Consider the following 14,585-nt stretch of genomic DNA (forward strand, 5'->3'; position numbering starts at 1 on the left):
GTCACTTTTCCCCAAAACCCAACGGAACACTCAGGAAAGCATGACGCGGGCGACGGCATAGGCGTCGAGATCGATATCGAGATTGGTTCCCGAGGCGGGGACAAGATCATCCATGAATGAAGGCGATCCGGCGGCCTCCACGAAGTGCTCGGCATCGAGGATTTTCATCGCGGAAATCTGGCCCGGCATCGCCACCGACTGGAGTTCCGATGTCAGATTGGCGACAAGAAGCTCAAAACCACCCTCGTCATTGCGCGCCGCCACCGCCAGGATGCGGCCGCGGTCGGACGGCGCGGTGGCAAGGAGCTTGCGACCGCCGAGCCGGGCGAGTGCACGTTCCACATGATAGACGGGGAAGAGCCCGCCTTCGCCTTCGAAATGGGGCTGCGGCCAGTCCTGCTTCACCGAGACGACGCCATGGGCGCCGGTGGTGTCGCCGAACGCGATCGCGCTGACACCTTTCTCCGCCATCACGGCATAGTAGCCGAGCGTGAAGGCGGCGCCGATCAGACCGCGCTGGCGCGGATCGTTGCGGTTCATCGCCTGGCGGATGTTCTTCGGGTTTTCCATCGGCGCGTCGCCATAAGGGTTCATGCGCATGCCGATGGCACTCGGGCCGACCATGACCGGCTTGTCGCCGGCGATCTCGCGAGCGCTGAGGCCGATATAGGGGAGCGCCTCCAGGCTCTCGAAGACCGTCCGGTCGTCACCCGCATGGACGATCGCCGAGGTGGTAAAGCCGACGAGATCGAGATCCTCGAGCGGGGGACGCTTGCGATTGAGCTCGGTGAAGTAGGAGAACATGCCGCCGCCGATCGCCGCCTTCGTGAAGGCCGTCCGGGCTGCGGTGTAAAGACCGGCAAGCGGAGCCGCCGGCGGCCAGGGACTGCCGGGCAGCGTCGCCTTCATGTCGGAAGCGGGAGAAACGCGCACGACCGCGAAGGGCTCGCCGATCGCCGCCACCTGCCGGCCGATCTCCGCGACCTGTTCGGCGTATCCGTCGACCTCGTCGATCACCAGTTCGAGCCAGGCCTCGGCGCCGATCTGGCTGGCGATCTCGGCGGCTGCGGCGAGTTCCGCCTCGCCGCTTTCGCGGGGATCGTGATGGTAGACCAGAAAATCGGGTTTCAGCTTGGCGATGGTGTCGAGGGCCGAGCGGGTGGTGAGAATCTCTTCCGCCCTCAGCCCGATGCCGAACCTGGGCGCCGGCCCCTGGTCTTCCCCGAGTGCGATGCGAACGGGATCGGCGCCGCCCGCAGCCCCGGATCTCGCCGGTTCGCCCTCGACCGTGATCGTGACGGTCTGGTCCTCCAAGTCGCCGGGCTTCAGCGTATAGGGCCAGGGAAGCGCGAGCGGGCGGACATAGGTCTTGTAGGAGGCATCGGTCCAGTTGCGCTGATCCTCCATCTCGAAGGTGTCGCCTTCCATCCGACAGATCACCTTGAGACCCTCGACCGGCTCATGGGTCAGGGTTCTGAGCTCCATCATCGGCTGAAGCGGGTCGATGATCTCGGGAAAGCGCCCCTCCTCGATGCTCCCGTCCACATGCTCGATCGTCACGGGCTGGCCGCTCACGCCCTTGACCGGATGCAGGACGACGAAGCCCGTGCGGTTGGTGACGAAATCACCGGTCGCTTCGCCCTTGCCATGAAAGGTGAGGATGCGCGGCGTCCCGACGATCTCGGCGGTGTACCGGAACGACTGGCTGTCATCGCCGGCGCTGGCCTTGTAGCGCACGGTGAAGCGATCGCCTTCCTCCTCCACCGACAGTTCGTCGATGACGGCGTTGTAGGTGCCCCAGTTCCTGTCGCGAACGATGAAGGAGACGGCGCGGATGATCTCGATCCCATCGTAGCGGATGGCTCGCAGATTGCCGTTGTCCAGTTCCGCCGAGAGCTTGCCGGCCTTCAGAATGCGGGGCGGAGCGACAATCTCCTCGGTGCCGGTCAGTCGAACGGCAAGGCTCGGTTCGCTCATGTTCTCCTCCCAAGGTCATTCGTTTTCTTGAAGCTCTCGTGGTCTCAGCGATCCGTCCGGCTGCTCACCAGGCGCTCGACGAGAAGCGCCAGAATGATGATCGAGCCGATGGCCGACCCCTGCCAGAAGGGCGAAACGCCCATGAGATTGAGGCCGTTGCGGATCATCACCATGATCAAGACGCCGATCAGCGTGCCGATGATCGAGCCGCGCCCGCCATAGAGGCTCGCTCCGCCGATGACGACGGCGGCGATCGCGTCGAGTTCCATGAGATTGCCGGCGAGCGGATCGGCCGACAGGATCTGGGCGATCGAGAAGGTGATCGCCACGGCCGAAAAGGCGCCGGAGACCACGTAAGGCAGGATCGAATAGAAGAGGACGCTGAGCCCCGCCGCGCGCGCCGCCTCCTTGTTCGAGCCGATCGCATAGATCGTCCGCCCACCCTTCGTATAGGTGAGGTAGAGCCAGGCCAGCAGGTACATCACGCCGAGAAAGAAGACATTCGCCGGGATGCCGAGGATTGTCGTGTAGACGATGTCGGAGAGGCTCGACGGAATGCCGGAAATCGCCGTCTGGCCGGAGAGGATGTAGGCGAGGCTTCGCCCGATCGCCATGACACCGAGGGTAACGACGAAGGCGGCCAGCCCGAAATAGGCGACCAGAATGCCCGACACGAGGCCGATGCCAGCACCCGCCAGGACCGCCATCATGATCGCGACCGGGATCGGATAGTCCTGCAGCGCCAGACCGAGCACGATGCCCGTCAGCCCCGCGACCGAGCCGACGGACAGATCGATGCCGCCGGTCAGGATGACGAAGGTCATGCCGATCGCGACGAGCCCGATCACCACCGACTGGTCGAGAATGTTGAAGATGTTGGTCTGGGTCAGGAAGTAGGGCGAAGCGAAGGACAGCGCGACGGCGATGAGGAGCGCCAGCGCCAGCATGCGGAATTCGAGCCGTGTGAAGATGCGTTTGAACATGGTGCCCATGTCGAAACCGTTCGTGCTGCTGGCGCCCGCCTGGCTCCGATCCGCGCCACTCGCGGTGTTGGTCTGTTCAACCATTGAGACTCTCGATCCGTTGTCTGATCTCTTCCGCCGAGTACCCTTCTGCCCCGCCAGGCACGGTCAGCCCCACCCAGCCGAAATCATGGCCGCGATGGCTGCGGATGGGGACGATGAGGGTCGAGCGGCTGCCGTCGGCTTCCGTCACGAAGCCCTGCCCGCGCGAGGCGAGACTCTTGGGAATGGTGGTTTCCTCGAAGCGCTTGGCTTCCCCGGAGGAGAAACCAGGCGCGGCCTCGGGATTGGCGACAACGCTGTTGAGGCAGATCAGATCGTCCTCATCGATCAGCGCCCAGAAGCCCGCTCCGCCGCAGTCGACGGCGAGCGCGCTCAGAACCGCGGTGTTCTTGCGCATCGAGGTGCGCGGGGCGGCAAGGAGCGTCAGCTTTTCCTCGTCCAGCGCCGAACTCGCCATGTCCGCAATCGACCGGCCGTCGCTGATCACGACGATGCGGGTCGACAGGCCGAGTAGCTCTTCGAAGTCGGACGAGATGACGACCACGGCGACACCTTCCCCCGCAATCTTCTGGAGAAGCTCGTAGATCGCTTGGCGGGTGCCGATATCGACGCCCTTGGTGGGCTCGTCGAGGATCAGTACCTTGGGTTCCAGCAGCAGCCAGCGGGCGATGATGATCTTCTGCTGCATGCCGCCTGAGAAATTGAGCATCGAGGCGTCGAACAGCCGATGGCCGGGAAGGTCGAGAAGCTTTAGGAGTTCATCGACCTTCTTCTGTCGTGCGCCGTAACCGAGGCCAAAGCCGCGATGGGCGCCGAGATGGGCGAGAAGCAGGTTCTCCTTCACCGACAGGTCCGGCACGATGTTCTGCACCCGCCGGTCTTCCGGCACGAAGCCGACGCCGGCCCTGACGGCCTGGGCGGGTTTACGGAAATCGACCTTCTTGCTGGCTAGCCACATTTCGCCGCCACTCTTGGGCCTCAGGCCGAAGATCGCCTCGGCCGTCTCCGACCGCCCCGCGCCGACGAGCCCGCCGAGCCCGAGGATTTCGCCTTTCCTGACGGCGAAGGACACGTCATGGACGACCGGCGGCGCGGCGATGTTCCTCACTTCGAAAACCACCGGTTCCCCCTCGGCGTCCGGTGCGACTTCGCGCTCGGTGTAGATCGCGCCGAGTTCACGGCCGACCATCAGGCGGATGATCTCGGCCTGGGTCAGCGAGTGAGTTTCGAGCCCGGATGCGACCGTCGCGCCCTCGCGCATCACGGTGACCCGATCCGTGATCGCCAGCACCTCCTCCAACCGGTGCGACACGAAGATCAGCGAGCGCCCGCTCTCCTTCAGCCGCGCCATCACGTCAAAGAGGCGCTCGACCTCGCCGGCGCTCAAGGAGGCGGTCGGTTCGTCGAAAATGATGAGTTCGGCATCAAGCGCCAGTGCTTTGGCGATCTCGACGAGCTGGCGCTGGGCGGCGGAGAGCTTGGCGACTTCCATGTCGAGGGACAGAACATCGGCCTGGCCGAGGTCTTCCAGAATTGCAGTGGCGCGCCGGCGCATCTTGCCGCGGGAGAGGAAGCCGCTAGTGCCGAGCTCCGGCAGGAAGATGTTCTCCAGAACGCTCAGATCCGGGGCAAGCGTCGTCTCCTGCATGACGATTGCGATGCCGGCCGACAGCGCATCGCGAGTGGAGCGCAGATGCAGCGGTTCACCCTTATGGACGAGCTTGCCGGCATCCGCACGGATGTGCCCGGAGATCACCTTGGAGAGCGTCGACTTGCCGGCGCCGTTCGCGCCCAGAAGCGCATGAATTTCGCCTTCACGCAGATCGAACGTGGCGCCGGCCAGCGCCCGCGTGCGGCCGAAGCTCTTTTCGACATCGATGGCTTCGAGCAGCACGGCCGGCTCGTGCCTCGCTGCGCCGGTTCGTGCCGTCGACATGGCGGCATTCGATGGAGCGGTCATCCCGATCGGTCCCGACAACCCGTCGGCAAAGGGGAACACGACACCGAGCGCCCCTTTCCGACAACAGAGAAACCCGGCCGGCTTGCCGCCGGCCGGGAGCCGACGAGCCTCAGGCTCACTCCATTTCGTTGGCGAAGACGGTTTCCTTCACCGTCGGAAGGACGTCCTCGATGTTCTTCGAGGTGACGACCAGGATCGGCACGACGATTTCCTTGTCCGGGGTTTCGCCGTCGAGGTGCTGGAAGAGAGCCTCGGCCGATTTCTGGCCCATCAGGTAAGGCTGCTGCATGCCCGAGGCGACGATCTCGCCGGACTTCAGGAGATCGACGAATTCCGGAATGCCGTCGAAGGCCGCGACCAGAACCTCGCCCTGGCGCCTTGCGGCGCGGATCGCCCGGAGCGCGCCGATCGCCGGCTGATCGGTCTGGACGAAGAGACCGCGCATGCCGGGATTGGCGGTGAGCATGTCCTGCACGAACTTGAAGGTCTCGTCGGCCGTATAGGACTGCATCTGCTGGAGACCGGCCTCCTCGCCGGTCACGCCGCCTTCCTGAATCCCGTCACGGAAGCCCTTGGTGCGGGCCTGACCGTTCTTGCGGGCCTGAGAGATGGTGACGAGGCCGACCGAGCCGTCCGCCCAGTCCTTTTCCTTCATCGCCTCCGCAAGCGCCTCGCCGACGCCCTTGGCGCCTTCATAGTTGTCGGAGATGATGAAGGAGACGTATTCGCCCTCATTGGTGCCGATGTCGGCGATCACGACAGGGATATCGTTCTGCTTCGCAAGCTGCAGGACGCTCGGTGCCGTGGAGGAATCGGTCGGCGAGATGATGATGCCGGCGACCCCGCGGGCGATTGCGTCCTGCGCATTCTGAAGCTGCGTCTGGGCGTTGTTGCGCGAATCCAGCGCCTGGTAGCCGTACCCGTTCTCCTTGGCGACGGACTCGACGCCTTTCGACAGGTAGCGCCAGAACGGCAGGTCGAGGCCGGGCGTCAGATAGACGATCTCCTGCGACTGGGCGCTCGCCGGCGCCATGCCTGCGAAGCCAATACCGGCCGACAGCGCCACAGCGGCCGCCGCCTTCAGGAAATTGCGTTTCAACATGTCTTTTCTCCTCCCTTTCGACACGGCTCCTTTGACCGGGAACCCTCGGCAGATCAGCGCCTCCCCGGCGGCAAGGTGCCACCATCAAGCACCGAAACATCCTGACCGGCGATTCCTCCTCCGGCGGTCAGGATGGTGATTGTGGTCTGATAGATGCGATTGAGGTGGATCTCGAAGGCACGGATCGTGCGCTCGGCATCGCGCGACTTCAGCGCTCCGACGATCGCCTGGTGATCGCGATAGCTCCTTTCGATCGCACCCGGCTCGGCAACAGCCCGATGGCGGTGCTCCATCATGAACCCGTAAAGATCACCCACGAAATCCGCGAGCGCTGCGTTGCCGCAGGAACGATAGACCGCCAGGTGGAATTCCCGGTCGATGATCAGAAACCGGACCGGATCTTCCATCGCCTTGCGCTGCGCCTTGAGCGACTCTTCCAGGAAGCCGATCGTCTGATCCTCGATCCGCGTCGCCGCATCGGCGACCACCTGCCGCTCGACCAGCCAACGCGAGGCATGAATGTCCTCGATATCGTAACTGTTGATGCGCTTGGCTTCGCGCAGTCCGACGAAATCCGCCCCGACATCGTCGGATATCACCTTGGTTCGGGCGCCATGGACCACGGCCAGCAGACCCTTGGCGGCCAGAATCTGGATTCCGCCCCTCACCGTCTCGCGGCTCACCTGAAGCGCGGCGGCGAGTTCGCGCTCGCTCGGCAGGGAATCCCCGACCTTGAGGAGGCCTGAGGCGATCAGCGCCGCGAGCTTTGCAGCCACCACGTCGCGCACGCTGTGGCGCAGGATGGCTTCGCGCAGTTGCGGTGCGTTCTCCAGGACATACTCGGTCAGAGACATCAGCGACGAAACTACCTTGATCTTCTGGTCCATCCACCGGACCAGTGCGGAAACTATCGATCATGGGCCCGGGGGCTGTCAACCGCGCCCTCCGTGAGCCCGCCCGTCTCCGGGCACAGACCGCCCTCACCCCGTCTGCATCCGATCGCGCCTTCGATTGATGGATTTCACCGGGGAGCCATAGCGGCCGGAGCACCCGCGGGATTGCCGGAAATGCCATGTTGGAGAGACGCACCGTGCAGTTGTCGATGGAAAGCCCCGTGCGACGCTCGTCGGCCTTGCTGTCAGCCCGGACGTTCGTCTGTCCGCTTCGGCCTCACCCGAAGGTTATCCAATCTCTCAATGGTCGCGGTGGCTCACGCGTCCCGTTCGGCCAGCCTTGCCTCGAAGCGCGCCATTTCGATCTGCGGCGGGCGTTTGCCCGTGTAGATCTCGACATAGTTCGGAAACCGCTTCAGCCGCTCCTCCAGGGTCTCTTCCGTGCGCATCGAGATGTAGCCCACCTGGACGAGATAGATCGTGCGAGCCCTGACGTCGGCGTCGTCGCCGTCATGTCCCCAGGCCTTGAGCATGGTCACAAGTCCTTCGAGGCGCCTGGCATCAGCCTCCTGAACACGATCGAGGACTCTTGCGTCCTGTTGCGCCCAGGCCCGAACGGCGAGTTCCAGACGGGAATCGAAACTCGTTTCTCCGAGGAAGGTGCTGATCACGTTCAGCATCGCTTCGGTCTCGGTGGCAGCGAATTCTGTCGTTGCAGCCAGCAGACGCCCGGTCGTGCTTTGATCCCAGCGCTCGAGCAAAGCATCAAGCAATTGCTGCCGGTCCTTGAAAAACCAGTAGAAACTCGTTCTCGACAAATTCAGTCTCTTGCCGAGCGGCTGAATCTTCACCGCCTCGACACCGCTTTCGATCAGAGCCTCATAGGCCGCGTCGAGCCAAACCTCGCGCGAACCCCGCCAGCCCTTGTCGTCGTGATTCTCGTCATTCATGGGCCGGTGGATATTCACGTGCGCTCCTTCGGGCAAGCGCGCACGGACGGCGCGCTCCCGCTCTGACAGAAAAGTCGCCCTCGCCTTTCGCGGCGCTCCCGCGCCTGCGACCGACGGCCGACACGACGTCTTTCAAATCGCGTTACATAGGTGTCTTCTCTCTTGACACAAGTGAACATTTTTGGAAATCTCATGATCGCTCGCTCTCCGGCTTTGAACAGGAGCCCGTCATGTTCCACGATCCCCTACTGCAGCCCTACCAGCTGAAACATCTCACGCTGAAAAACCGGATCATGATCACCAGCCATGAGCCGGCCTATCCCGAAGACGGGATGCCAAAGGATCGCTATCGGGCCTATCACCTGGAACGGGCGAAGGCCGGCGTGGCGATGACGATGACGGCCGGTTCGGCCAGCGTCGCCCGCGACAGCCCGCCGGTCTTCAACAACATCCTCGCCTGGAAGGACGAGGTGGTGGGCCACATGAAGGCGCTCACCGACGCCTGCCACGACGAAGGCTGTGCGGTGATGATCCAGCTCACCCACCTCGGCCGCCGCACCCGCTGGGACAAGGCAGACTGGCTGCCGGTCGTCTCGCCCGGCCACGAGCGCGAAGCCTCCCACAAGGCCTTCCCGAAGAAGATGGAAGACTGGGACATCGCCCGCATCATCGAGGACTACGTGGACGCGGCGGAGCGGATGCAGGCCGCCGGTCTCGACGGCATCGAGATCCAGGCCTACGGGCATCTGATGGACCAGTTCTGGTCGCCGCTGACCAACGACCTCGACGGCGCCTATGGCGGCAGCCTCGAAAACCGCATGCGCTTTACCTTCGAGGTGCTGGCCGGCATTCGCGAACGCTGCGGCGAGAACTTTCTGGTGGGGGTCCGCTATACGGGCGACGAGGACGTGCCGGGCGGCCTCACCCGCGAAGACGGGTTCGCAATCTCGCACATGCTGAAGGAGAGCGGCCTGGTCGACTTTCTCAACGTCGTGAAGGGGCACATCGACACGGATGCGGGCCTTACAGACGTGATCCCGATCCAGGGCATGCGCAACGCGCCGCATCTCGATTTCGCCGGCGAAATCCGCGCGGCGACGAACTTCCCGACCTTCCACGGGGCGAAGATCCCGGACGTCGCCACGGCGCGCTACGCCATTGCCAGCGGCAAGCTCGACATGGTCGGCATGACCCGCGCACACATGGCCGACCCGCATCTGGTGCGAAAGATCCTCGAGCGCCGCGAGGACGACATCCGCCCCTGTGTCGGCGCGAACTATTGTCTCGACCGCATCTATCAGGGCGGCATGGCGCTCTGCCTCCACAACCCCTCGACCGGCCGCGAGCTGGAGCAGCCGCACGTGATCGCGAAGGCGGAGACGAAGAAGCGTGTCACCGTCGTCGGCGCGGGTCCTGCCGGCCTCGAGGCGGCCCGTGTCGCGGCCGAGCGCGGACATGAGGTTATCGTCTTCGAGGCGGCGGACGAGCCGGGCGGCCAGATCCGCCTGACTGCCCTTCAGGAGCGCCGGCGCGAAATGTCCTCGATCATCGCCTGGCGCCTCGAGCAATGCGAAAAGCTGGGCGTCTCCTTCCGCTTCAACACCTTCGCAGAAGCCGAAGACATCTTGGGCAGCGAGCCCGACGAGGTGATAATAGCCACCGGCGGTCTGCCCCACACCGAGGTTCTCAGCGAGGGCAACGACCTGGTCGTCTCGGCCTGGGACATTCTTTCGGGTGACGTGAGGCCCGCCCAGAACGTGCTGATCTATGATGATGCGGGCGACCATGCCGGCCTGCAGGCGGCGGACAAGGTTTCCGCGGCCGGCGCGCGGGTGGAGATCGTGACCCCGGATCGCAGCTTCGCGCCGGAGGTCATGGCCATGAACCTCGTACCCTACATGCGCAATCTGCAGAAGCGGGACACGACCTTCACCGTGACCTGGCGGCTCATGTCCGTGGTCCGCGAGGGGAACAAGCTCAAGGCCGTGCTCGGCTCGGACTATGGCGACTTCACCCGCGAACGGCTGGTGGATCAGGTGGTTGTCAACCACGGGACGCGGCCGCTCGACGATGTCTATTTCGATCTCAAGCCGCGATCGCGCAATCTCGGCGAAGTCGACTACGAGGCGCTTGTCGCAAGCGCGAGCCAGAGCGTGGAGAAGAATGCCGACGGAAGCTTCCGTCTCTTCCGCATCGGCGATGCGGTCTCGGCCCGCAACACCCACGCCGCGATCTACGACGCGCTTCGGCTGACCAGAACGCTATGACCCCGGTGGCTCCCGCGGCTGCCTGGGAATCGACGAAGCAAACTGGCTGGCCGAATGCGGAAGATGTTGCCGAAATTTGACCAAGCCGAATACCGATAACCGAAATGCCTGCAGATGTTTGAATATCGTACTCGCTGCACAAGACGCGACGCGGATGAAGACGAGCAACAGGGCTAATCCGGAACCTCGTGAGCCTGGGAGGGCGCAATGCTGCAATCACCCAAAGACGCCATTTCGGGCCTCATCCGCGCCCGCCAACAAGGCTATTCGCTCCCGGCGGGCCTCTATACCCGGACGGAAGTCTATGAGGCGGACCTCGAGGTCATCTTTCACCGCCATTGGATCGCCGTTGCCGTCGAAGCCGACGTTCCCGAGGAGGGCGACGTCTACGGCGTCGATATCGGGCGGTCCTCGATCGTCATCCTTCGCAGCGACGACGGCGTCGTGCGCGCCTTCCACAATGTCTGCAGCCATCGGGGCGCCAAGCTCGTCGAAGCTGGGCGCTCGACCGTCGGCAAGCTTGTCTGCCCCTATCACCAGTGGATCTACGAACTCGACGGCGAGCTCCTGGAAGCGCCGCATATGGGCAAGGACTTCCGCCACGAACTCCATCATTTGCGGCCGGTCAATCTGCGCTCGATCGGTGGCATAATCTATGTCTGCCTCGCCGATGAGGCTCCGGCGGACATCGATGCTCTCGCCGAGGTGATGGAGCCCCGGCTTCAGCCCTACGATCTGAGGAACACCAGGATCGCCTATGAGAGCGAACTGGTCGAGGACGGCAACTGGAAGCTCACGATGGAGAACAATCGGGAGTGCTATCACTGCGCCTCGAACCATCCCGAGCTCTGCGTCTCCTTCATCGATCTCGATTTCGGTTTCGACCCGGATCAGCTCTCCGACGAGGACCGCGAGGAAGCGGCGCGCCACGGGGCGATGTACGAAGAGCGTACCAGGGGTTGGGAGCAGGATGGCTTCCCCTCACGCGCCGTCGAGCACGTGGTCGGCAAGGCGACGAATTTCCGCACCCAGCGGCTGATCATCGCTGGCGCCGGCGAATCCCAGACGCCGGACGCACGCGCCGCGTCGAAGAAGCTGCTCGGCTCCATGACCCGCAAGGACACGGGCGACATCCATCTGTGGGGCAACAATTCCTGGAACCACGTGATGAGCGACCATGCGGTGATCTTCACGATCTTCCCACTTTCGGCCGACAAGACGCTGGTGCGCACCAAATGGCTGGTCCACAAGGACGCGGTCGAGGGTGTGGACTACGATCTCGACCACCTCACGTCGATCTGGATCGCGACCAACGCGCAGGATGCCCACCTGGTCGGCCTTGCCCATGCCGGTGCCCACTCGGCCGGTTATCGTCCGGGGCCCTATTCGCGTTTCACGGAAGGTGCGCTCGACGACTTCGCGACCTGGTATTGCGAGCGAATGACAGCCCACGGCTATTGAAAGACCGGTCCGGCGCCAGGGCAGCGGCCTTAAGATGAGCGCGGCGTAAAGGAGCACGCGCTCTTGTTGAGCGTTTTCCGTCGAGCCGGGGGAGCGTCAAGCATCCGGCAGGCGTCGATTGGCAGGCAACGGCTTCCCTCCCCCTTGCGTTGAACTTGAGACGAACCGATCGCATGCAGGCGTCATACGGCACGGCTGCGGCGGTTTCCGATCAGGGACCCAAAGGTGATGCCATGAGATTCTCCCGCCGCGATTTTCTTGCCGGCTCCGCTGCTGCCGCCGCCATCCTGCCTCGCGTTTCAGTGGCGCAGGAGGCGAGTCCGACAGGTCCGGGCGCGGCTGGCGAACAGTTGCTGCGCGGCGCCTATGTCATGACGATGGGACCGGAGGGCGACCTAGCCGAGGCCGACATCAGGATCGTCGACGGGCAGATCGCAGAGATCGGCGACCGCCTGACCGCGGGCGAGAACGCCAAGACACTCGACCTCTCGGGCCAGTTCCTGCTGCCCGGTTTCGTCGACTGTCACATGCATCTCTGGCTGACCCAGATGCGCGGTCTTTTTCGCAACACGTCCGCATCCGCTTATTTCCCGCTCGTGGAGCGGCTGTCGCGCGGTTTCCGCGCCGATGACATCGCGGCGGGCATCCGCCTCGGCGCCCTCGAAGCGCTGCATGCAGGCATCACCTTTACCACGCCCTTCTTCGACAACGCCCGCGAACCGGAATTCGCCGACGCGGCCGTCGAGACGCTCGACGAAACCGGAATCCGTGCCCGCTTCCTCTATGCCGGGCATGATGATCTCGGCGCAGACGAGCCAATGCTCCTCGACCATTTCCTGAGCCTCGCGGACACGCGTCAGGCCACCGACCGCGTCCGGCTCGGCCTGGGCTGGCGCGGGCTTTCGCTGGAGAACCCCGACGCCAACGACCTTCTGAAGAGCGAATTGACGGCGGCGCGCGAGCGCGGGCTGCCGATCGGCGTCCACGCGCGAACGACGACGACGGGCCCCGGCTCGATCGCCGCCCTGATCAAGGCCGGCGTCCTCGGCCCGGACATGCAGCTCATCCACGCAACCGGGATCACCCGGGATCAGGTTGCCGTCGTCAACGAAGCGGGATCGTCGATTACGCTGACGCCGGTCACCGAGCAACGCGTCGGTTTCGGCCTGACGACGCTTCAGGATTTCGCCAATGTCGAGCGACTGTCGCTCGGGATCGACGGCAACGCCTTGGCGGGCACGGCGAACATGTTCGAACAGATGCGTCTGCTCGCCCTGACGTCATCAGGGGCCGCAGGCGACGAGCTGATCGTCTCGCCGCGCCGGCTTCTGGAAATGGCCACGATCGAGGGCGCGCGGTCGCTGGGCCTTGCAGATCGGATCGGCTCGATCGAGCCGGGCAAGGCCGCGGACCTCATCGCGATCGATCCAGACGCCATCAATCTGCAGCCCTATGACGGCGGCGATCCGTCCGCCCTCCTCGTCTACTCCGCGCAACCGCGCAATGTCCGCATGGTGATGGTGGCCGGGGAAAGGCTCAAATCCGACCACGAAATGACGCGGGCCGACATGGATGCGGCCCAGCAGGAAGCCCGGCGATCGATCGAAGCCATACGCGGGCGCGTCGGCGACTGAGATCGCAGCCGCGTCAGATTTGACGACGGGCTGCCCTTGGAACCATCGGAGATGGAACGTTCCGAAAACACCGTGATTGGACTTCGACCCTCGGTGACAAATCACCGATCGACGACGAACGAAGCCTCGTAGCCGCATTCCAGGCTGTACGCCCCTGATTGTCCGCGAACAGGAGAGAACTCCATACTCACTGGGGCGACCGACGCGACCGAGGACAAGACACGTCCCCAGCACTCATCCGTGGCCCTGCCGGAGGTCCGCAACCGATCACCTAATTGGGATGCTGTCTTCGCAAGTCGGGCTACGCGCCGCGCGCTGATGCCCTTCCGAAGTCCCGCGCCATGTCGACGAAGGCGCGGAACGCAGCGGACGGGTTCTTGCGTCCTGGATAGTAGATGCACAGCGGTGCGGTTGGCGGGGTCCAGTCCTGAAGCACGCGTTCGAGGCGCCCGCCCGCAATTTCGTCGCGTATGTCGGCTTCCATGAAGAAGCCGATGCCGATGCCTTCGGCAACGGCGATCCGGGCAAGCGACGATTCGTCAAGAGTGATGGGGCCGTCGACGTCGATCTGGATCGGCTCCCCATCCCTCTCGAAGTGCCAGCGATAGGGCGCGCCATTCGGCATTCGGATGCGGATGCATCGATGAGCCAGAAGATCGGGTGGTACCTGCGGTCTTCCATGCGCCTCGAAGTAAGACGGGGTTGCGACGACGGCGAAACTGCGAGGCGCGCCGACCGGGACGGCGATCATGTCGCTCGGCACCAGATCAGCAGCGCCAATGCCCAGATCGAAACCTTCGGCGACGATGTCGACGATGCGCCCCTCGGTGACGAGATCGACATGGACCTGCGGATAGCGCCGCAGGAAAGTCAGGACGAGCAGCGCCAGGATCTCGCGGGCGCCCGAGGCAAAAGCATTGATGCGCAGGGTTCCGGTCGGCGTCGCCTGCTGCGAGCGGGCCGTCAGCATCGCATCCCTGATGTCGCGGACGGCCGGCGCCACCTGCTCAACGAAGGTTCGACCGGCGTCCGTCAGCGAGACGCTGCGCGTGGTGCGGTTGAACAGCCTGACGCCGAGCTCCCGTTCGATCTTTCCGATCGCATTGCTGAGCGCCGTTGTCGAAAGCCCGAGTTCGGGCGCCGCAGCTCGGAAGGACCCGCGCGCCGCGATCGCCAGCACCGCTTCGAGCTCGATCAGTCCCTGTCGCGCCATTGTCCTGCTTTCCGCAATCTCACATCCCGCTTTGTCCCCGTTATTACGACAAAGGTCCAGCCTTAGATTGCTGCCATCGAAGCCGGACCGCCGAGGTTCCGGC

Annotated in this window: 10 protein-coding genes; 3 read left to right on the forward strand and 7 right to left on the reverse strand. The window is 64.1% G+C overall.

Annotated features, from left to right (window positions below):
• Positions 1–30: 30 nt before the first annotated feature.
• The 6 genes from MF134_RS02275 to MF134_RS02300 form a co-directional block, all read right to left on the reverse strand.
• Complete coding sequence (locus tag MF134_RS02275; protein ID WP_255337759.1) at positions 31–1,977, reverse strand: hypothetical protein; 1,947 nt, start codon at positions 1,975–1,977, stop codon at positions 31–33.
• Between the two features lie 44 nt (positions 1,978–2,021).
• Positions 2,022–3,044 carry an ABC transporter permease gene (locus tag MF134_RS02280; protein WP_255337760.1) on the reverse strand — a complete coding sequence of 341 codons (1,023 nt, stop codon included), beginning with the start codon at positions 3,042–3,044 and terminating at the stop codon, positions 2,022–2,024.
• Positions 3,037–4,962 carry a sugar ABC transporter ATP-binding protein gene (locus tag MF134_RS02285; protein ID WP_255337761.1) on the reverse strand — a complete coding sequence of 642 codons (1,926 nt, stop codon included), beginning with the start codon at positions 4,960–4,962 and terminating at the stop codon, positions 3,037–3,039. Before MF134_RS02285 ends, MF134_RS02280 begins: the two co-directional genes overlap by 8 nt.
• A gap of 115 nt (positions 4,963–5,077) precedes the next feature.
• Positions 5,078–6,064 (reverse strand): substrate-binding domain-containing protein, encoded by a 987-nt coding sequence (locus MF134_RS02290; RefSeq protein WP_255337762.1) that lies wholly within the window; start codon positions 6,062–6,064, stop codon positions 5,078–5,080.
• A 53-nt stretch (positions 6,065–6,117) separates the two neighbouring features.
• On the reverse strand, positions 6,118–6,918 hold the full coding sequence (locus tag MF134_RS02295; RefSeq protein WP_255337763.1) for a FadR/GntR family transcriptional regulator: 801 nt from the start codon (positions 6,916–6,918) through the stop codon (positions 6,118–6,120).
• A gap of 356 nt (positions 6,919–7,274) precedes the next feature.
• The gene (locus tag MF134_RS02300) at positions 7,275–7,907 is read right to left on the reverse strand and encodes a TetR/AcrR family transcriptional regulator (RefSeq protein WP_255337764.1); all 633 of its coding nucleotides are present in this window, start codon (positions 7,905–7,907) and stop codon (positions 7,275–7,277) included.
• Between the two features lie 230 nt (positions 7,908–8,137).
• On the opposite strand from MF134_RS02300, the gene hpbA reads away from it, so the two are divergent.
• From hpbA to MF134_RS02315, 3 genes are all read left to right on the forward strand, one after another.
• Entirely contained in the window at positions 8,138–10,174 is a 2,037-nt protein-coding gene (gene hpbA / locus MF134_RS02305) for an N-methyl-L-proline N-demethylase HpbA (protein WP_255337765.1), read from the forward strand.
• A 207-nt stretch (positions 10,175–10,381) separates the two neighbouring features.
• The gene (locus MF134_RS02310; RefSeq protein ID WP_255337766.1) at positions 10,382–11,635 is read left to right on the forward strand and encodes an aromatic ring-hydroxylating oxygenase subunit alpha; all 1,254 of its coding nucleotides are present in this window, start codon (positions 10,382–10,384) and stop codon (positions 11,633–11,635) included.
• 233 nt (positions 11,636–11,868) lie between these two features.
• Complete coding sequence (locus MF134_RS02315) at positions 11,869–13,269, forward strand: amidohydrolase family protein (protein ID WP_255337767.1); 1,401 nt, start codon at positions 11,869–11,871, stop codon at positions 13,267–13,269.
• A 301-nt stretch (positions 13,270–13,570) separates the two neighbouring features.
• On the opposite strand, the gene MF134_RS02320 is transcribed toward MF134_RS02315, so the two are convergent.
• A complete protein-coding gene (locus MF134_RS02320; RefSeq protein WP_255337768.1) occupies positions 13,571–14,482 on the reverse strand; it encodes a LysR family transcriptional regulator in 912 nt (303 codons plus the stop codon).
• Positions 14,483–14,585: the final 103 nt, after the last annotated feature.

Source organism: Jiella marina (assembly GCF_024359545.1).
Lineage (GTDB): Bacteria > Pseudomonadota > Alphaproteobacteria > Rhizobiales > Rhizobiaceae > Jiella.

Bases quoted from the DNA above. Each gene is read 5' to 3' on its own strand.
- MF134_RS02320 (WP_255337768.1), bottom strand. From the start codon at position 14,482: ATGGCGCGACAGGGACTGATCGAGCTCGAAGCGGTGCTGGCGATCGCG.
- MF134_RS02300 (WP_255337764.1), bottom strand. From the start codon at position 7,907: ATGAATGACGAGAATCACGACGACAAGGGCTGGCGGGGTTCGCGCGAG.
- MF134_RS02310 (WP_255337766.1), top strand. From the start codon at position 10,382: ATGCTGCAATCACCCAAAGACGCCATTTCGGGCCTCATCCGCGCCCGC.
- MF134_RS02315 (WP_255337767.1), top strand. From the start codon at position 11,869: ATGAGATTCTCCCGCCGCGATTTTCTTGCCGGCTCCGCTGCTGCCGCC.
- MF134_RS02275 (WP_255337759.1), bottom strand. From the start codon at position 1,977: ATGAGCGAACCGAGCCTTGCCGTTCGACTGACCGGCACCGAGGAGATT.
- MF134_RS02285 (WP_255337761.1), bottom strand. From the start codon at position 4,962: ATGACCGCTCCATCGAATGCCGCCATGTCGACGGCACGAACCGGCGCA.
- MF134_RS02290 (WP_255337762.1), bottom strand. From the start codon at position 6,064: ATGTTGAAACGCAATTTCCTGAAGGCGGCGGCCGCTGTGGCGCTGTCG.
- MF134_RS02295 (WP_255337763.1), bottom strand. From the start codon at position 6,918: ATGTCTCTGACCGAGTATGTCCTGGAGAACGCACCGCAACTGCGCGAA.
- MF134_RS02280 (WP_255337760.1), bottom strand. From the start codon at position 3,044: ATGGTTGAACAGACCAACACCGCGAGTGGCGCGGATCGGAGCCAGGCG.
- hpbA (WP_255337765.1), top strand. From the start codon at position 8,138: ATGTTCCACGATCCCCTACTGCAGCCCTACCAGCTGAAACATCTCACG.